Origin of the sequence: Singulisphaera photorubra, assembly GCF_045290345.1 — a bacterium.
GTDB lineage: Bacteria > Planctomycetota > Planctomycetia > Isosphaerales > Isosphaeraceae > Singulisphaera.
This window is the reverse complement of the sequence record NZ_CP155447.1, coordinates 7,554,631-7,573,098: the sequence shown is the minus strand read 5'-3', so window position 1 is coordinate 7,573,098 and position 18,468 is coordinate 7,554,631. Positions and strand designations below refer to the sequence as shown.

Annotated in this window: 15 protein-coding genes; 3 read left to right on the top strand and 12 right to left on the bottom strand. The window is 64.1% G+C overall.

All coding sequences use genetic code 11. The features are described from left to right. Nucleotides 1-591 precede the first annotated feature (591 nt). On the bottom strand, nucleotides 592-1,923 hold the full coding sequence (locus V5E97_RS28525) for a sensor histidine kinase (protein WP_406694958.1): 1,332 nt from the start codon (nucleotides 1,921-1,923) through the stop codon (nucleotides 592-594). Nucleotides 1,924-2,698: 775 nt separating this feature from the next. Here V5E97_RS28525 and V5E97_RS28520 point away from each other — a divergent pair. From V5E97_RS28520 to V5E97_RS28510, 3 genes are all read left to right on the top strand, one after another. After that, nucleotides 2,699-4,012, top strand: a complete 1,314-nt coding sequence (locus tag V5E97_RS28520; protein WP_406694957.1) for a hypothetical protein — start codon at nucleotides 2,699-2,701, stop codon at nucleotides 4,010-4,012. A gap of 68 nt (nucleotides 4,013-4,080) precedes the next feature. Then, nucleotides 4,081-5,310 carry a DUF2092 domain-containing protein gene (locus V5E97_RS28515; protein WP_406694956.1) on the top strand — a complete coding sequence of 410 codons (1,230 nt, stop codon included), beginning with the start codon at nucleotides 4,081-4,083 and terminating at the stop codon, nucleotides 5,308-5,310. 197 nt (nucleotides 5,311-5,507) lie between these two features. Next, the gene (locus V5E97_RS28510) at nucleotides 5,508-6,965 is read left to right on the top strand and encodes a DUF1501 domain-containing protein (protein WP_406694955.1); all 1,458 of its coding nucleotides are present in this window, start codon (nucleotides 5,508-5,510) and stop codon (nucleotides 6,963-6,965) included. A 34-nt stretch (nucleotides 6,966-6,999) separates the two neighbouring features. Here the strand turns inward: V5E97_RS28510 and V5E97_RS28505 are convergent, their stop codons facing one another. The 11 genes from V5E97_RS28505 to V5E97_RS28455 all read right to left on the bottom strand — a co-directional run bounded on the left by V5E97_RS28505 (nucleotide 7,000) and on the right by V5E97_RS28455 (nucleotide 18,403). Further along, nucleotides 7,000-7,710: a GAP1-N2 domain-containing protein gene (locus tag V5E97_RS28505; protein ID WP_406694954.1), complete on the bottom strand. Its 711-nt coding sequence runs from the start codon at nucleotides 7,708-7,710 to the stop codon at nucleotides 7,000-7,002. Further along, on the bottom strand, nucleotides 7,686-8,540 hold the full coding sequence (locus V5E97_RS28500) for a TRAFAC clade GTPase domain-containing protein (RefSeq protein ID WP_406694953.1): 855 nt from the start codon (nucleotides 8,538-8,540) through the stop codon (nucleotides 7,686-7,688). The genes V5E97_RS28505 and V5E97_RS28500 overlap by 25 nt, the downstream gene beginning before the upstream one ends. Nucleotides 8,541-8,609: 69 nt before the next feature. After that, complete coding sequence (locus V5E97_RS28495) at nucleotides 8,610-9,176, bottom strand: formylglycine-generating enzyme family protein (protein WP_406694952.1); 567 nt, start codon at nucleotides 9,174-9,176, stop codon at nucleotides 8,610-8,612. After that, the gene (locus V5E97_RS28490; RefSeq protein ID WP_406694951.1) at nucleotides 9,176-9,640 is read right to left on the bottom strand and encodes a hypothetical protein; all 465 of its coding nucleotides are present in this window, start codon (nucleotides 9,638-9,640) and stop codon (nucleotides 9,176-9,178) included. Before V5E97_RS28490 ends, V5E97_RS28495 begins: the two co-directional genes overlap by 1 nt. Nucleotides 9,641-9,716: 76 nt before the next feature. Next, nucleotides 9,717-10,274 (bottom strand): OmpH/Skp family outer membrane protein, encoded by a 558-nt coding sequence (locus V5E97_RS28485; RefSeq protein WP_406694950.1) that lies wholly within the window; start codon nucleotides 10,272-10,274, stop codon nucleotides 9,717-9,719. Between the two features lie 65 nt (nucleotides 10,275-10,339). Further along, the gene (locus tag V5E97_RS28480; RefSeq protein WP_406694949.1) at nucleotides 10,340-11,293 is read right to left on the bottom strand and encodes a coiled-coil domain-containing protein; all 954 of its coding nucleotides are present in this window, start codon (nucleotides 11,291-11,293) and stop codon (nucleotides 10,340-10,342) included. Nucleotides 11,294-11,463: 170 nt separating this feature from the next. After that, nucleotides 11,464-12,996, bottom strand: a complete 1,533-nt coding sequence (locus V5E97_RS28475; RefSeq protein ID WP_406694948.1) for a response regulator — start codon at nucleotides 12,994-12,996, stop codon at nucleotides 11,464-11,466. Next, complete coding sequence (locus V5E97_RS28470) at nucleotides 12,981-15,932, bottom strand: hybrid sensor histidine kinase/response regulator (protein ID WP_406694947.1); 2,952 nt, start codon at nucleotides 15,930-15,932, stop codon at nucleotides 12,981-12,983. The genes V5E97_RS28475 and V5E97_RS28470 overlap by 16 nt, the downstream gene beginning before the upstream one ends. After that, nucleotides 15,929-17,299, bottom strand: a complete 1,371-nt coding sequence (locus tag V5E97_RS28465) for a methyl-accepting chemotaxis protein (RefSeq protein WP_406694946.1) — start codon at nucleotides 17,297-17,299, stop codon at nucleotides 15,929-15,931. Before V5E97_RS28465 ends, V5E97_RS28470 begins: the two co-directional genes overlap by 4 nt. Before the next feature lie 60 nt (nucleotides 17,300-17,359). Further along, nucleotides 17,360-17,827 (bottom strand): chemotaxis protein CheW, encoded by a 468-nt coding sequence (locus V5E97_RS28460; protein ID WP_406694945.1) that lies wholly within the window; start codon nucleotides 17,825-17,827, stop codon nucleotides 17,360-17,362. A 75-nt stretch (nucleotides 17,828-17,902) separates the two neighbouring features. Beyond that, the gene (locus V5E97_RS28455; protein WP_406694944.1) at nucleotides 17,903-18,403 is read right to left on the bottom strand and encodes a hypothetical protein; all 501 of its coding nucleotides are present in this window, start codon (nucleotides 18,401-18,403) and stop codon (nucleotides 17,903-17,905) included. Nucleotides 18,404-18,468: the final 65 nt, after the last annotated feature.

The following is an 18,468-nucleotide window of genomic DNA, read 5'->3' as shown; positions in this document are numbered from 1 at the left end:
CGAGCTCTGATCTCAACCCTGGAACCCACCCGAAACTGGGCATTGCCGGCTTGACTTATGAGAGCATCATTCCCCTATCGCCACAACCACGAGAAGAAAGCGGGCTGCTCGAACGCGTTCGAGACAGCCCGCTCTCAAGAGTCTGGAAGATCGTCTACCACAAGACCTGGAACATCGAAGGCTCTCTGACTCGCCGTCCCGAGGGGGTCGTAGTTCTTCGCGGAACCACGACCGGCGAGGTTGATCCAGACCCGCGAAGAACTACGACCCCCTCGGGACGATAGCGAGTCTGAAACAGCCTTCGTTGTGACGCATGAAAACCCAAACGCTCGAGCGGCGCAACGCCGCCCTGGTGCAGAGCACCGAGCTAGACCTGGTCTTCCAGACCCACAGCCCCCCAACAGCCAAGGGCAAGTGGAACTCTTTTACAAGAACGTTCTGGCGCATTCAAGAGGCTGCTGTCCCGATTTCATCACCTGGTTGGCAATTCTCTCCCAGCCTGGTGGGAATGAAACAGACGCTCGCCCGAAAGGCGAGCGAAACGCAGGGGAACCGCAAGCAAACGCTCGCCCCTCGTGGGCCGTGCCCACCTTACGCGATCGAAACGGCCGGGGGGCTTGCATCGTTTGGCGGCTGGGCTCCGCCGGCGTGACGACGGATCGGCATCTGGATGCGGAACCGGGTCCCCAAGCCGACTTCGCTCTCGACGTCGACGCGGCCGCCATGCTCGGCGATGATGCCGTGACTGAGGCTCAGGCCGAGTCCGGTGCCGCGGCCGATCGGCTTGGTGGTGAAGAAGGGGTCGAAGATTTTAGAGAGGATATCGGGAGGGATGCCGCAGCCGTCATCGGCGAGTTCCACCAGGATGAGCTCCCCCTGGTGGCCGGTGATCACCTCAAGTCGGCCGGAGGATTTTCCGGACGCCTCAATGGCCTGCATGGCGTTCATCAAGAGGTTGAGAAAGACCTGGTTCATGTGCGCGGGAGCGCATTCGAGCAGGGGGAGTTCGGCGAATCGACGGACCACCTCGATCTGGTTGCGGTTCAGCAGGTCGCCGAGCATGCTCAGGCTCTGATCGATCGCAAGGTTGACGTCGATCTCACCGATCTCGGCCCGGTCAAGCTGTGCAAATCCACGCAAGTTTTGAACGGTATGAGCGACCCGTTTCAACCCCTTGCGCGTCGATTGGGCCATGCTGAGCAGGTTCTCCTGCAAGTACGGCATGTCGACCTGCTCTTCGAGTTGAGCGATCTCGCCGGCCAGATCGGGGTTGGCCTGGTGCAAGATCTCCCAGCCCGACCGGTAGCATTCGAGGAGCCTCAATATGGTGCCGAGCTCGCGTTCGAGCACTTCGACGTTACTCGAGGCGAACGCCAGTGGATTGTTGATCTCGTGGGCCATGCCCGCCGCGAGAGTGCCCAGCGAGGCGAGCTTCTCGGAATGGATGAGCTGGCTCTGCGCTTCTTTGAGCTTCTCGTTGGTCTGACGCAGGCGCAGGTTGGCGTCGGTCAACTGCTCGGTCCGTCGCCGCAGCTCTTGCTCCGCGCGGATCCGGTCGGTGACATCCTTCAGGTTGCAGCGGATGTGATGGACCCGGCCATCCCGCTCGTAGCGGGCCTGGGTATGGACGCGCATGTAGTGCCATTCGCCGGATGCGCCGCGGACTCGCAGCACAAAGTCGTGCCGCTCCCCCAGTTCGAGCGCCTGGCGAAACTCATCCTCAGCCAGGGCCTGATCGTCATGGTGGAGGAATTCCAGAAAGCTTCGTCGGCGGAGTTCGCCCAGCGACTGGCCGAGGAACGCGACGAGGTGCTCGGTAACATCGAGCCAGCGGAGGGTATTGGGCTCGAGGCGACAAATCAGACCGGCTGGCGACCCGCTCCCCGCTCCGGGAGCCGGCACCAACATGGAACGGCTCAACATGTCATCATGCTTCGGCAACGCATGCGAGGACAACGAGGAACTTGGCTCTCGCTTGGGAACCGACCGCCCGAGGTTCTCGGGAAGCACAAAACGGCCATTGCAGCTCGGACACTGGACTGGTCGACCAGCCATCTGCCGAGGTGCCTTCAGTGGCCGACCGCAGTGGGCGCATTGAATGGTCACATTCATGAGAAAAGGCTGACTGCCCCCCCGGCCATACCGTAGGCGCAGGTCTCTCCAGGTGTTTTCGTCCGTGGTCGACTGATCCCGTCAACAGCGGCCTGGGGGGGTGAGCCAGGAAGGTTGGATGTCAAGGTTTGGTCCCGTCGAGTTCTCGATCGTTGCCGATCGCCCACCCACTTGAAATCCTCAGCGGCTTGGTCCCGCTCTACGCCTCATGGAAGAAATAAAGGCCGTGGTCAAAGCCATCATCGTTGAAACATCCGTATCAACCTGTTCAACTCTAGCCGATCCCGGCCAGATTTGTCAGCAGGCGGTGAGGACGGAATCTCAACCCATCCAATCACCATCCTGGATTTGCGGCGGCGCACATCCGAGCGCATTCGAAACAGAGGCAGGACTCGCCCGAATCCCCAAGCAACAGCCCCTCGAGAACGATGAATTCCTGCAAGATATCACCCAAACATAGGTCAAACTTCGGGCCGATCGGGCAACTGGTCCACGGCGGGATGGGAATTGGTTCTGAGGCCCGCACATCAAGCCGTACGCCCAATCTGACTGGGCCCCTTTTTGCCTGGCGATGAGGACCCAAAGCATGAAAATTCGAGTATTCGCCGCTGGGTTATGCACGGGGCTCGCTCTTCTGATGGCTCGACCCTCGCTGGGTCAATTCGGGAATTTTGATCCGCCCCGGAACCACGCGATTGATCACGCTCCATACAACCCCAACCACAACCAGTTCTATCCACCCCCCGGCGCTGTCACACCGCGGCAATTGCCAGGGCTGGCCAACTCCCTGGCGACCGAGGCCCAGCAACTGCTCGACAACCTCCGCTATGAACTTTATGGCACGTTCGCGGGCCGACAGGTCGAGATGCGGGCCGGAGCGGTGCTCAACGCGGCCAACCAGGTCGCGCGGAACGCCCAGTCGGGGATCGCGGAGCAGGCGCAAATCGCTCGCTCCATGAATCAGTTCGACCTGGCCTTCACCGAGTTGAATAGCGTCCTGCGTGGCGTGGGGGGCAACTCCCCGCGGAGCTCCGCGTCGGTCGACCGGCTCCAGAAAGTGGCCTTCCAGATAAGCAACCTGATCGGCGCCTACGGCCCCCTCCCGGGCGGGCCGCCGCCGCTGATCGGGGTCCAGCCGATCCAGATCCCGGGGCTGCCCTGCTCAGTCCGGAGCTTGACCGATGCGACCGCGAACCTCCGAATTGCGACGAACAATTATGCCGGCTTCGTCCAGAACTCGTTCCGAGCGTTGGCGGATTCGGCACAATCGCTGAACGAGCAGGTCCGGTACTTCCAGGGACTGCAGAACGCGCGGATCCGATTCGAGGAGTTGCAACAGTCCTTCCAGCAACTCCGCCTGGTGGCCAGCGACATCAATACGCTCCTGGGACAGACGAATCCGCCGCCAACGGTCATCCAGACCTGGGTCCCTGTGATCGACTCCTTGAATCGGGTGGCCACCCTGCTGAACGTCCCGGGCCAACTCATGCCTCCCAGGCCCGGGATTGGCGGTGGCGTCATCGTCAACCCCGGATTCCCTCCTCCCCCTGGGGGCGATCCTGGTCCTGGCCCGGCGTTCCTGGCCTTGATCAACCAGGCCCTGGCCGAAAGCGACGGCTTCCTTCAAGGCGTCTCCGCCAACGCAAGCACGGTGCCAGGGGGGTTCCAGTTCGTCGCCGACGCACGCAACCTCCGCGGCAGCCTGCTCAACTTGAACCAGCAAGTGCGGGCCGGCGCACGCCGCCGCGACCTCGCCCAGACATTGGCCGTGGCCCAGAGCTACGCGAACTCGATCAACCGGCGAATCGCCGCGGTCGCGCGCGGACGGGTCGGCCCCAACATCGCCCGGTTCCAGGACCTCGCCAACATGCTCGACCAACTCCAAGAGATGCTGAACTAAGGAATCCGAGCGGCCGAGGTCCCTTCGCATCGCACCGGATCGACTTCTCCAAAGTGAGGAACAAAGCGATGTTCTCTTATTTCGCTGTTCTGGGACTGGTCGTGTTGGCCCAGGCACCCAAGGCCGACGACGCCCCGTTCAAGCCCTTGACCGAGACACGACGGATCGACCCGCGATTCGACGAGCTTCTAATGGCCTCGCAGACCGTGATGAAGAGCGCCAAGACGTTCCGCGTCGCCGTTGAGATGACCACCAAGTCGACTGTCGCCGGCGCGGTCGCCCCCGACACGGTCGTGACCCACAAGATCGCCGTCCGGCGACCCGATTCGGTCGCCATTGAGTCCGAAGCGGTCATTGACGACGTCAGGAAGCCCGTCCTTCGGGCGGTCTGCGACGGCCAATCGCTGACCACGCTCTACGACCTGGAACCGAAGGTTTACTCGCGCTACGAGGGGCCGAACCCCGCCGGCCAGATCGCCCGGACCCTGATCATTCCCAGGATCCTCGAAGGGTCGGGCCTGGAAATCCTCACCCGGCACGACATGCGCGATCATATTCTCCGCGAGACGTCCCAGGCGAAGTTCGTCGGCGCGGAGGAGGTCGACGGCATCGCGACGGAACGCTTTCAGGTCGACTGGCATGGCGCAGTCCTCGATCTCTGGATCGGCCCCAAAGACCAGCCCCTCGAGCGAAAAATGACCTCGACCCGAGTGACGCCGCTCAGCGGCGGCAAGGAGAGCAGGGTGGTCCGCGAGGCCCGGTACACCTGGACGATCGACCAGCCGATCCCCGATCAAACCTTTCGGGCCGAGCTCCCCGAAGGGGCCAAACGTGTCGAGGATGTGTTCGAGGCCCTCTTTTACCAGGAGTCGGCCGAGCTCGTCGGCAAGCCCGCGCCGGCCACCGCACTCAAAGTGCTCGACGGCAGCCAGGTCAACCTTGCCAGCCTCAAGGGTAAGCCGGTCATCCTCGTCTTCTGGGCGAGCTGGTCGAGTGACTCCATGTCGGTACTCGCCCCCTTGGCTGAGCTGGAACCTCAATGGAAGGAGCGTGGAGTGGCCCTGTACACGGTCAGCGTCGGCGAGGACGCCGAGGATGTGCGCAAGGCCCTCGACTCGTCGAAGCTCCGCCTCCCCGTCCTGCTCGACTCCAAGGACTTGACCGCCGCGTCGTTCGGCATTCGTCGCTTACCGACAACCGTCGTGATCGGCCCTGATGGAGTCGTCCGCGCAATCAGGCGGGAAACGAGCGAGCTTCCCGTCGTCCGTGAGGCAATCAAGGAACTTCCTGCAAACTAATCCATAAACCTAACGCGCACACAAACAACGCATGTATAACATTTTGACTTGAATGCTAGCCTCTGCGCCCCGCGAAGCGGCTCGGGCGCAGGCCCGTTGCCTTGACAAGCGTCCTTCAGGACCAGGACAATCCTGAAAACAGGTGCGAATTTGGATCGCGTCGAAGGCTCGGTCGGCACCGAGAGGAGGTGGCCGGTATGCTCTCGATTCTGGACCGACCAGGGCGGTTGTGCGACGGTTGGTCCCGCCGCGAGCTGCTCCAGATTGGCACGCTCGGGCTGTTCGGGCTCGGCCTCCCCCAACTTTTGAAAGGGGAGGAACGAGCCCGGGCGAAGCGGGGCGGCGAACCGGGTCGCGTGCCGGATGGCAGCCGCGGGTTCGGCCGGGCGAAATCGGTCATTCTGCTGTACTTGCAGGGGGCGCCCAGCCACATCGACCTCTGGGACCCCAAGCCTGACGCGCCTTCGTCGATTCGAGGCGAGTTCCGCCCGATCGCCACGAGCGCACCGGGGGTCTTTCTCGGCGAGGTCCTCCCCCGGCTGGCCCGGCATGCCGACAAGTTCGCCCTGATCCGCTCGCTCGGCTTCAACCCCAAGGGGCTGGCCAACCACGGGGCGGCGATTTATACGGTGCTGACCGGCCACGACCCCACCAACTTCACCCCAACCGGCCTGGCCGTGCCGCCGTCGCGCGACGACCTGCCTTCCGTCGGCTCCTCGGTCGCAAAGTTCCGGCCCTCCGATGCCGGAGCGCTCAGCTACGTCGCGCTCTGCGGGCCGGTCAAGGAAAATGTGTTTATCGGAGTCGCCCAGTCCGCCGGCCTGCTGGGAAACGCTTTCGACCCGTACACGATGTATGATGACCCCACCGGCCCGCTCCGCGCCGCGGAGTTTACGCTCCCGCCGGAGATGACCCTGGGCCGGCTCCGGGCGCGGCTCGACCTCCGCGCGGCCGCCAGGGCGAGCGACGACCTCGGCCCCATCGATTTCGAGACTTTCTACACCAGGGCGTTTTCACTGATCGAGTCGGCCCGGGCCGACCGGGCGTTCCGGCTCGATCAGGAAGCGGCCTCGACCCGGGCCGAGTATGGCCCCACCCGGTTCGGCCAGAGTTGTCTGGTGGCCCGGCGTCTTGTCGAATCCGGCGCCCGTTTCGTGCAGGTCACCTGGCCGGCCCGATCGGACGACGAGCCAGCCGCGGGCCCGGACGGATCGTGGGACACGCATCGCAACAACTTTCCGATGCTCCGCGAGCACCGCTGTCCGGTCTTCGACCAATCCGCCGCCGCGCTACTCGCCGACCTCGCCGCGCGGGGGCTCCTTGACGAGACCTTGGTCGTCGCGATCGGTGAGTTCGGCCGCTCCCCCCGGATCGGCGCATCGACGACCATGAACGTCGGCCCGGGCGGACGCGACCACTGGCCACACTGCTATTCCGCCCTGGTCGCGGGGGGCGGAATCCAGGGCGGCCAGGTCCACGGCGAGTCCGACAAGCATGGCGCCTTCCCCAAGGCCAACCCGGTTCACCCGTTCGACCTGATCGCAACGCTCTATCACGCGCTCGGAATCAATCCGGCGCTGCGTTTCCAGGACGTCCAGAACCGGCCACGACGCCTCGTCGACCACGGTGAACCGATCCTCGAACTCTTCACCTGAGAACGATCGCCGGCTAATCGACGATCTCAGAGTTTCAGTGATTCCCGTCGACGAGCACCAGTCGATAGGGGCGGACCGCAGAGGGATGAAGGCTCGTGGCGAAGCTGATCTCGGAGCGGACTTCGGATTTGAGAGGGGCGATCAGGCATTCCGCCAGGGCCACGCGATCGCCAGAGTAGGACAGCTTGACATCTTCACCTGAAGACAGCTTACGCCGAAGTGTCTCGACATTGGTGAGGCCCAACGCTTGGGCGCGATCGGCCCAGGTCGACTCGTCGGGATGGAGGTAGGTGACGGAGAGTTCGACGGTGGGAAGTATCGTCTGGGGCTCACCGCGATAGTGGAAGTAGCCCAGCGCCAGGGCATCGCGATAGATGGCAAACGGTTGGTAATCGGCCTGTTTGAGCTTGGTGGTCTCGAAGATGAGCGCGTGGGTATAGAGCTGTCGGCCGCCCCGGCCACTGTACTCGGGGGGGCCTTCACAAGTCCGCGACAGAGCGTAGCGGCGGCCGGGCATCGGATGAAAGTTGACGCTCACCCGGTTGGCCGCATCCACGATCAAGGCGCCATGAGAAGGGGACCAGGTCGCGAGAATGATGGCGTCCGACTCAGAGAGACCCGCCGATCGAGCCACGACGTGATAGCCCGATTTCCCAAGCCGGGTCATTGATGTGAAGATCGCCTGCTCAGCCCACACGGCGCGACTCCCCGGCGATCCGATCAGCGGAGTTGGGTCATCATCCACGCGAACGGTTCGATGATTCCGCGCGGCTCGACTCGCAAGGGAACGAGTGTCTCCTGGCCGCTCCGATCAACCAACTTGCCCACCGAACCGGCCACCCCCGAGCAGAAGAACTTGTAGTGCTGGAGCCGTGATTCGCAGAGATTCCAGAGCGCGGGGGCATTGGCCCTGGCGAAGCTCTCGGGATCCCGGATCGGCTCCTCGAAGAGATCGGCCTTGGTGAAAACCAGTGCGACCGGGATGTCGACCTTGCGTTTCTTGGTGTTTTGCCGCAGCGTATCGAGATAGCTAATGAGTTGCATCGCGAAAAGCTCTTGCCCCTGACCGTCGGCCACCACCTGGACGATGTCTGCCAGAACCACCAAGGCCGAGCACTTTCCGATCAGCGAGCGCACCGTCTTATTCGACTTCGGGTTGTCGAGCTCGGCCATGACGGCCTCGCCGGCGACGTCGGGGGTCACGACATCGAACTGCTGGCCCCGCTTGGCCCCGGAGACCTCGCAATGGACCCACTGCCAGCGGTCGGGCTCGTTCGGGGTCTTGTCCGGGAACCTCTGCTTCTCCAGCGAGAGGATCAGGCTCCGGTGGAGCGAGAGCGAGAAAGGCGATCGCGCCATGCCGTTCAGGCCGCCGACGCCGCGTGAGAGCAGGTCGAGGAGCATCCCGAGATAGACGGTCTTCCCGACGCCGCTCGGCCCGAGGACTCCGACGAACCGCGGCGGTTTCTCGCGGGCGGCAATCGATTCGATCAACTCGGCCGGAGCATAGCAGCTCCGGCACACTTCCCCTTCGTAGAGATGGCTCGAGCAGAGAGGGCAAAGAATATTGATCATAGCTTAGCCAGTCGGATATTGGTTCACTTGTTCCGCTTGTTTCTGGAGATTCCGGATCACCCAAGGCGATCAGACTCGCGGGCGAAGGCGGTCCACCGAGATCGCGCAACGGAACCCGATGTTGTCGCATCGATCGAGCTCGGGCTGGCCGGTGATGAACTGGCAGGTTGACTCGGCCGGGAAGTAGGTATTGAAGGCGCCACCGACAATCCGCCGCATCGGCTTCCAGGGCTGAAAGACCTCATTGGGGTGGCAAGGGATGGAATCCAAGGGGTCGTTGATCCACTCCCAGACGTTGCCCGTCATCTGGTAAATCCCGTTGGGGGTTGACCCTTTGGGGAACTCACGGACCGGGACGGTCTGTCCCCGCCCGGTGGCCCAGAGGTTGGCTCGGGTGGGGTCGAAGATATCGCCCCAGGGGTATCGGTTGCCGCAGCCGCCGCTCAGGTGCTCGGGCCAGCCGGCCGCTTTTTGCCACTCGGCGGCGGTCGCCAGCCGCTTGCCCACCCAGTGAGCATAGGCCAGGGCCTCGTACCAGCAAACGCCGACGACCGGGTGATCGGCTTTGCCCACGGGGAACTTGCCCCGTTCCCAACCGCGAGGGCCGGCATCACCGGTCTGATCGGTGAACCGCATCAGGCTGGGCCAGACCTCCTGGGGCCAAATCTCCAGGTTGTCATATCCCCTGCGCTCACGAACCGCTGGTACTGCTGATTCGTCACCGCACAGCGATCGAGGTAGTAGCCCGTCAGCTCGGTGGGCTGAACGGCGCCGTCACTCCGAATCACCTGCACGACGCCCGCGGGCACGAGGGCCATCTGGGCTTCGAGTGCCTTCCAGGCCTGGCCGGTTTCCCGATCCTCGATGTCCTCGACCGCCTCATTCAGGAGGACGAAGACGTAACGATCGTCGGCCACCAGGCGCTGGGTCAAACTATGGATCTGCTTTTCGGCGGACTCGGCAAACAGGTGCCGACCCCGGTTCTCGGCCGCGGGAGACGAATTCGCCGAGCCTCCCCGGCGCCCTCCAAGTCTTCCGAACATGCGTGCAGCCCAGCCTTTCGGAGCGGTCTCGGGCGGTACGATCAGATCGTTTGCCATGGTCGTGTGATCCTAAAATCGAGTGGTCGTACGGGCCGAGACCGAGACATTCGCCGCTCTCCTTGAAACTCCCGGTTCAACGGTGGGGCCGACGTCCGTTGGCGTTCCTTCGGACGTCGCTCCTGAGCGCTTGGAACTGACTGAGAACCGTGTGGGTGACCACGTCGTTCGACTCGGGCGCCACGACGGGCCGGAATACGGTGGCAGAGGAATCATGAACAGGGCTTGAGCTCGGTTTCGGGGCGTCCGTGGTGCCAACACCGCCATCGATCCGCTCGCGTTCCAGGCGATCCCAGGCCTCGGCGAGGAGCCGGCGGTCATTTTCGATTTTTTCCATTCCGGTCTGCCATTCCTGCTCCATGCGTCTCGCCTCGGTGACGAGCCGGGCTTGCCGCTCCTCGAGCTCCGCGATTTTCTTGCGAAGTTCGAGCTCGCGCTGAGAGGGATCGGGATGAGACGACGGGGTGTCATTCCGTTCGAGGGCCATGGCCTCGATCCGGTCGAGTTGCTGGTGAACAAGGTCGCGGAATCGCTCCAATCCTTGGTGTAAGGGGCGCAGATCGGGCCGCGCAGTCCCCCCCCTCGGCCGGGGAGGCTGTGCGTTGCTCGAGGATATGGGAGGTTCGCCGTTCATGAATGCCGTTCCCCTTGCGCGTCCGCCCCGCTCGGGCGGGAGCGGACGACCTGCGGCAGGCCGACTTATCCGCGGGGTCCTGTGTTCCGCCAGAGCCGGGAAAGCCGCGCGGAGAGCGTTCGCTGCGCGCGTTCCTCGACCTCCTTCTCATGGATCTCTTTGAGATGCAGCCGGAAGGCGCGGATCCGCTCGTCGGGCGACTTCATCGAGTCATCAGCCTTCCCCGCCGGCGCCACGGCGGTCAAGACTTGCGTCTCCTGTCGCTTGAGCGTCTCGCGAGCCAACTGGCTACGAAGCTCGGTGACCATCGCCTCGTGCTCGTTCCGCTCACGATTCTGGTCGTCGACGAGCGCCTGGAGTTCACGCACGGTCTTGGCGAGTTCCCCCTCGGACGTCATGAGCCGATCGCGGAGCGATTCGGCCTCGGCGGCGACCGCGGCAACCCGCGCCAGCTCGTTCGTGGCCGAGCGAAGCCGACGGTTCTCCTGCTCGAGGGCCTTGAGCACCGAGTCGCTCGCCGCCGCCGCCGACTGCCGCGTTGCCTGGTCCAGCAGTCCCCGAAGCTTCTCGGTTTCGGACTCCATGGCCGTCCGCTGCGCATCCCACGACCGCCGCTCGGCTTGAAACGCCTCCCACTCCGACCTCGTTTTTCGCCGTTCGTCCTCGAGTGCCCGCGTCAAGGGTTCAGTCGACCCACCGCCACTCTCGACGCGCTGCTCGAGTTCTTGCACCCAATGGTTAAGTTGCTCCCAGTTGGCCTGGTCGGCAGCTTCGGCCTCCTCGAACAACCGGGCTTGGTCCAGGAGCAGGTTGATTGTCTCGTCACGGTTCGCCAGTTCGTCAATCAACGAGGCAATCTGAAGGGTCGCCGACTCCTCGGCCACCGCGTCACCCGCCCGGACGTCAGGACCGCTGGATCCAGCCTCGTCGCGCAAGCGGATCTCGTTCTCAAGGCGGACGAGCTCCTCCTGGAGCAGAGCGATTGTTTCCTGGTATTCCAGTGCTTCACTGACGCTCATGTGAGCCCCTTCCACTACACCTGATATCCCAACCCATCGATTCTTGACGACAGCGGAAACCGGACTCGAAGGGTGGGCACGGCCCACCATCTTCTTGCTTTCGTTCTCCCAAGCCGATTCCATGGGGAGCCGTGCCCCCCGACAAGATGGAAATGCCCCTCTGGAACCGTTCAGACCACGGCCATTTGCCCGGCCGCCAGCAGGTGCTTGACGACCGCCTTGAGATCGGCCTCGGTCACGGGACGCTGGAGGACACCGTCGAGTCCCATCTCGTCGAGCCTGTTGAGCTCGCTCTCGTCGTCGATCCCGACGATGCCGACGTAGCGAGTGGTTGCGGCGGCTTGTTGTCTCACGCTCTGAAAAAAGGCCTCATTTTCCTTGTGGTCGAGCGAGATCAGGACCAGGGCATACGGGGTTCTCCGAAGCAGAAGCTGGGCGGCGATCCGGTCGCGGACCACCTTGAGCTGGTAGCCTTCCCCCTCGGGACCAAGCACCTTTTGAGCCACCCGCACCGTCTCCGGGTCATCCTCGAGCAGCAGGATCGAGTCCGACGAGGCAGGGGCGCGACGCTCAACCAGGCCGGTCCGCTGGAGGCCACAGATGGTGTCGACCACCACGGCGAGCTCCTGACCGCTCCGCTCGGCGACGGTCGCCAGATCCATGACGCCATCGAGCAAGGTATGAACCTTGATATCGGCGGGGGACAGGCCGGCCCGATCGAGGTTCCCTCCCCGCGGATTCCGCCTCGCGATCACCACCGACGCCCAGTTCCGGAGATCGACGGGGAGGCCGCAACGACGGACCCCCTCGACGGAGAGGGCCGGCAGGCTAGTCTGGAGCGGAAACGCCTGGAACATGGGGGGGAGCGTTCCGCCCGGCTCGAACCGAAATTTCCCGGTCTCTCCCGAGAGGCTCCAGTGCGTCAGGACGGCCGCCTGAAAGCGGAGCAGGGTGCGCAACCGCCTTGGGTCAGCCAGGCTCTTCTCGAGAAGCCGGACCAGTCCGGCCATCGAGGCATCCTGAGTCTCACCCAGGGTGATCGCCAGTAAGGGGGCGAGATCGGCCAGGTCTTCGGTGAGAAACTCGAAAAGCCGGTCGGGCGAAACCGTGGACGAGACGACCGCCTGGATCCGGCCGCCGGACAGGGAGAACCGGATCCGGTCCTTGCCGAATTCCACGGTCAAGCGACCGCTCTGCTCGGTGTTGTTTAGGAAGTCGATCACCGCGTGGAACGGGATGATCTGTGTGTTCCCCTCGAGCGCGGAGTCGTGGTCCTCGCCCACCGTCTCGGGCATCGTACAGCCCGTGCGCTGGGCCTGAACGACTAGTTCCCCCATCTGGAGCGCGTTCGCCACACCACTCTTCAGCAGTTCGGGAGTGAACGGCTTGGGGATCTGGTCAACGACGTTGGGGAACTCGGTGTACAGGGCGAACGCCCTGTTCCTCATGGCCGAGCTGATGACCACCGGGATCGAGGCGGTGTCCTCGACACTGAGAAGTTTGCGGCAGACCTCGTCGCCAGTGGTCCCTGGAAGTTGGTGGTCCAGCAGGATCAGGTTCGGCCTGATCGTCCGGGCCGCCTCGATTCCGCTCTCGGCGTCGTGCGCGATGGCGACCCGATAGCCGGCCTGCGACAGGTGGCACTCGACCATCTTGCGGATCGTCGGACTGTCATCGATGACCAGGATCAGCGGGCTTTCCATGGAGTCCCTTCAATGAGGTGGATTCGACTCTCAGTCCGTGCTTCGTTCGTCGAACGGTCCGGGGAGCTGGTCGCGGTTGTGACCGGAGGATCGAGGAGTGGACGGATTACGCGAGCCAGGGTCTCCGGCTCAACGGGCTTGCTCAAAAAGGCGCGGGCCCCTAACTCCAGGACCCGTCGACGCGTCTCCGGGTCGCACTTGGTGCTGGCCACGACGACCGGAAGTGATGCGAGGGACCGTGAGCGAGCGAGCTCCGCCAAGAGCTCGAAACCATCGAGTTGAGGCATCTCCAGGTCGGTAAGAATCATGCTATACGTATGGTTCCGAAGCCTTCCCAACGCTTCCAACCCATGGGAAACTTCTTCGACCTCGTAACCGAGTGAGCGTAAATTACGAGTGACCACCTTGCGAACACTGATGGAATCGTCGACGACGAGGATGGGAGCCTGACGAACGGCAGACTTCTTGCTGAGGACCAGGCCAGGAATCCCACCAACCCGGAGCCAGCGTGAGAGTCCCGCCGGGTTCAGCGCGAGGACCGGTTCGCCACTGGCCAGGAAGCCCGTCCCCGAGATCAACGGGTGCCCCGCCAGGAGCGGACCCAGCGGCCTGAGCACCAGCTCGCGAGTTCCGTCGATCGCATCGACCAGCAGAGCCAGCGAATCGTCATGGGCGCGGACCAGAAGAAGCTTAGGATTCGAAGCCGGGGGTGTTGTCGAGAAACCGAGCGCGTCGCGAGCAACGATCAAGCGGACCTGTTCGCCCCGAACCCGCACCGTCGCCTCAGCGCCCCATCCCTCTTGCTCGCCCGGTTCGAACGGTTGAGCGAGGTCGACCAGAGCGAGCGGGAGGGCCAACGCCTGGCCATCGATCCGCACGATCATGAGCTGTTCCAGAGCCAGGCGGACGGGCAGGCGGATCGTGAGCGTCGTGCCGAGGCCGGTCTGCGAGGTCAGGTCGATCGTGCCATGGAGGCGGGCCACCTCCTGGCTCACGACATCCATGCCAACGCCCCGACCTGAGATCGAGTTCGCCTCTTCGCGCGTCGAGAACCCCGACTGGAAGATGAGCGCGTTCAGGCGGTTGAGACTGGCTGGCTCGTTCGCGACAAGCAGGCCAAGGCGACGCCCTTTGGCCTCGATCGCCGCGTAGTCGAGTCCTCGCCCGTCATCACTCACCGTCAGGACCAGGGCGTTGCCCTCGCTCCGGGCTCCCAGCGTCACCCGCCCGGCGACCGGCTTGCCGGCCTTGACCCGATCGGCGACGCCCTCGATGCCATGTCCCACGGCATTGCGGATCACGTGCAGCATCGGCTCGAAGACCTTGTCCTGAACCGCTCGGTCGAGTCCGTTCTCCTCGCCGGCCATGACCACTTCGACCTGCCGTCCCTCGACCCGAGCGGCATCGTGGGCCACCCGAGCCAGACGCTGGAAGAGACCGCGAACGGGGGTAATCCGGATCGACTGGAGCGACTCCCAGAGCTGAAGGGTCAGGCGGGTGATCGCGTCGCGCTGGTCCGACAGTACGAGGGCGGCCGCCTGGGCCGTGTCGGTCAAGACGGCGAGATCCTCCGCCTGCTCCGAAAGCCGGCGGAGGAGCCAGGGGAAGTCAGCCTGAGTGCCGCGACTCGTCGGGGCGAGGACATCGCCCCCCTCCCGCGACAACCCAAGGTCGTGGAATCGATCGATGCTGGCGATCAGGCGGCTACGACAACCCTTGGCTTGCGTGGCAAAATCCTTCATCGCGTCGGCCTGGTTGATCCAGAGGCCGCGACGAGTGATCAGCTCCGAGGCAATGTCCATCAGGTCGTCCACCTTGGCGGAGGGAACCCGAAGCGGTCCCTCGGCGGCCGATGGGGCAGGGCCGTGCTCCTCGCGGCGCGTCTCAATCGGCGCGGCCCGCTGAGCGACTGGCGGCGGCTGATCGACGCACTTTGGCGAAAGACCAGGGGCAGAATCGATCGCCAAGGTACTGGCCGAAGGCCCCTGACGGAGCACAACCAGCAGTCCTTCGAGATATTTGAGTCCCCCGAAGAACCGGTCGATCAACCCGGGGGTCGCCGCGCCTGAAGGACCGTCAAGGTGCTCCTCCAGGGAATGGACCAGCGCGGCGAGTTCCAGGAGGCCGACGCTCCCGGCGGCCCCCTTCAAGGTATGCAAGCAACGGCCCAGCTCGTCCAGCGCCTCGGACGGATCGGTCGAGCCTCCCAGGCTCAAGACCAAGGCCTCGATTCGCTCGAAGAGGTCGGTCGCCTCCGCAAGAAAGGCCTCGCGCAGCTCGGGGTCCATCTCGATGCTTCGAGGGGGAGCCGGAAACTCGCGGCGAGCCTCGGGGGGAGGAGCCGGCGCAAGGAGGGGTTTGGCCTCCCTGGCTGCTTTCGCAATCGGCTGGATGGCCGGGGCCGATTTCATCGGGGCAGGCGGAGTAAGTTCCTCAGCCGCCGACCCCATCAGCATTCGGAGCAAACTTGCGGAGTCGATGGCCGCGGGTTCGTCGTCGAAAACAAGCTCGTCGACGGGTCGCTCGGAGCCGGGCAGAGAGTATTCTTCATCAAAGAGGCCGAGATACTGGCCCCAGCGGGCTTTCGACTCCTCAAGGATCCAGTCGAGGTCGCCATCGCCCCCCGTCCCGTTCGGGGAACAGACGAGGGAGAGTTCCCCAAGGCCCCGGTTGCAGAAATCGGCGATGTCGCGGGCCGATCGAGGGTCATCGACGGCAAGACAGTCCCAGACTTCAACGAGCATTCCGACTCGTTCCAGAATCTGAGCGAGGGCGATCAGACCGGCCGCATCGAACTCAGCTTGAACCGACTGCAAGTCGGCTCGGAACTCCTCGAAGTCGCACCGTTCGGCCAGGCCGATCTCCTGAACGTGACGGCGGAGCCGCTCCACCCGGCCGTCAAACGCCTCGGCCATCCGCGGGACGTCGGTACTCATGGGGTTCGCTCGCCGGCTGTGAGAGTCCGTCGCCGCCTCTGTCGGAGAGTGCCAACGGCCAATTCATCGCCACCAGGTGGGACCGCGCCCAAGCTTCCCTGCGAGGAAAGTGGCTGCAAACGCTCACAGCAAATCGAGATACCTCGAATGGACTCGCGTGTCTGGTTCGTCCCCTCGAGGGTAAGGTGGGAAACCTCGGAGATCCGCTGCATCGCCCGGACCATCTCATGGGCTGAGTGGACCTGGTCGTTGGAGGAACGTGAGATCCCCTCCACCAAGACCGCGGATTGTTCAGCAACCTTGCTGATCCGATCCAGGGCCGATCCGGTCTCACGGATCCGCTGAACCTCCTGTTCCATCTCGCCTTGCTCTTCGCCCAGGGCCCGGAGGCTCTCGTGCGCATCGGCCTGGATCGCCTCGACCAGAGTCCCGATCTCGCCGGTCGCCGCGGCGGTCCGCTCGGCCAGCTTGCGGATCTCTTCGGCGACAACGGCGAAGCCACGCCCATGCTCACCCGCGCGAACCGATTCGATGGTCGCATTGAGGGCGAGCATGTCCGTCCGGCTGGAAATCCCTCGGATCAATTCGACGATCGTGCCGATCTCGACCGATCGATCTCCGAGTCGCCTCGCCTTGCGACCGCTCGACTCGATTCGGAGGAGGAGCCGCTCCATCCCTTCGATGACACGGTGGACCTGCTCGAGGCCGCGGCGGGCTTCCTGTCGAGTCCGCTCGCATGCCTCGTTCGCGTTCTCGGCGTTGTGCGAGATCCGGTCGATCTTCTCGGAGAGCGTCTCGACGTTGAACGTCGCCCGCGCGACCGTCTCCGACTGGTCGATCGCCCCCGAGGCGACCCGTTCATTCGCCTCTTCGAGCGCAACGGTGTGCCGCAGGAGCTGTGCGGTCGTCTCGCGAAGCTCATCCAGAAGACCCATGACGCATTGCTTGGCGTTCCAGGTCGAGCTTCCCGGCGGATTCCCATCCGCGATCGACGACCAGGAGCCGTGCGTCAGGCGTTCGAGTTCCTGGCCCTCGATCTGGTGCCGCCTGAGACTTTCGAGCGACTGCGTGATAACGACGACCAGAGCGTCGAGTTCCTCATGGTCGAGAGGCGGAGTGCAGGGAGCCGAGGAATTTCCGCGATGATCGACCGGCGCAGACAAGGCCTCGATGATCCGTGTCCGAAATGCACGGACTGCCAGCCAGGCCCCGGCGCCCCCCGCCGACGCGCCGACGATCAGGCCGAGTGGACCGCCGAGACGCGAATCGAGCAGCGTCACCGCTCCGAACGACACGGCCGCGCCAATTCCGCCCGCGACGGCTCCGATCGTGAACGGGCGGTGGCTGATCTTGAAAGCAACAGTCATCGTGGTGGCGTTCTCCTCAGCTCTTGCCTCTGGCCATCGTTCTTGATGCGATTTCGTAAGTCAGCGTTGATACCAGGCGTCGACCGACGCTCGGACATTCCACCAGGTGCGATCCGGGTCGATAACCGCGTGGGCCAGGTCGCCGCGTTGGACGGAGCCGACGACCTCCGCCCCTCCTGTCGTCGGCTCCCCCTGGAACGGGGCAACGAGCACCCCATCGCTGACAGCCGTTCCTTCACGGTCGATCCGGATCCCCCACATCCCTTGGTCAGAACGAAGGACCAACACGACGACCGGGGTTTCCGGGTCCAGCGCCACGTCCGAGGCATCGGGGCTGAGCGAGAGCACCGGAACGATGTCGCGCCGGACAGTGCAGAGGCCGAGGATCTGGGGAGGACAATGCGCGAGCCGGATCAGCCGATCGGCCTGAACAACCTCGGCCACCGCCTCGAGACCGACGGCGAAAGGGCGGGAATCGCTTCTAAAAAGGCACCAGGGAGGAGGCTGGAGCGGGGCAGACGTTGGCAAGGGCCTGAACTCCTTGACGCGAATACTAGAGAGGATGCGGAGTCTCGTCCTGCGTGCCAAGAAATGAGGGGCGGATCATGAGGGGGGTCCGCTCGCTCCGGCCGGTGGGGTTCCCGACCGCCGCAGCATCCGGTCGAAGTGTTTGACCAGGGCGTCGAGTCGCTCCTTGGGGTCGTCCGATCGAACTTCGGCCCCAGGTTCGCGAGGGGCCGCCGAGATGGGGCTGGAGGTCGAGGACATGGCCGAAGGCTCGTCAACTGGGTTCGAAACCTCCGGCCTCGCCAGTCGTTCCCATTTCGGAGTGGGCTCGGACGCCCGAACCGCGGGAACATGGTTTTCCACAACAACCCGAGGGGCTGAGACTTGGTGCGTGGAGAGCAAGGCGTCCGAAGCCTCCTCCGCTGCGAGAACCGACCGATCGACCGCTCCCCAATCCCCATCAAGCCCGCTTGCGAATCCCTCGAGAGCCACCTGCTGCTCGTCGATCAAGCGATCGATCTGGTCGCGCAGCTCGGCGATCGCTCTCAGCAACGGATCCCCGCTCCCCGGCTCGTTGTGGATGGCTGCCCCGCGCAACGAAACTTCCTCCCTGGTGGTTGGGCACAAGGTGTTGAGGTGTTGATTCTGATAAACCCTAGGTC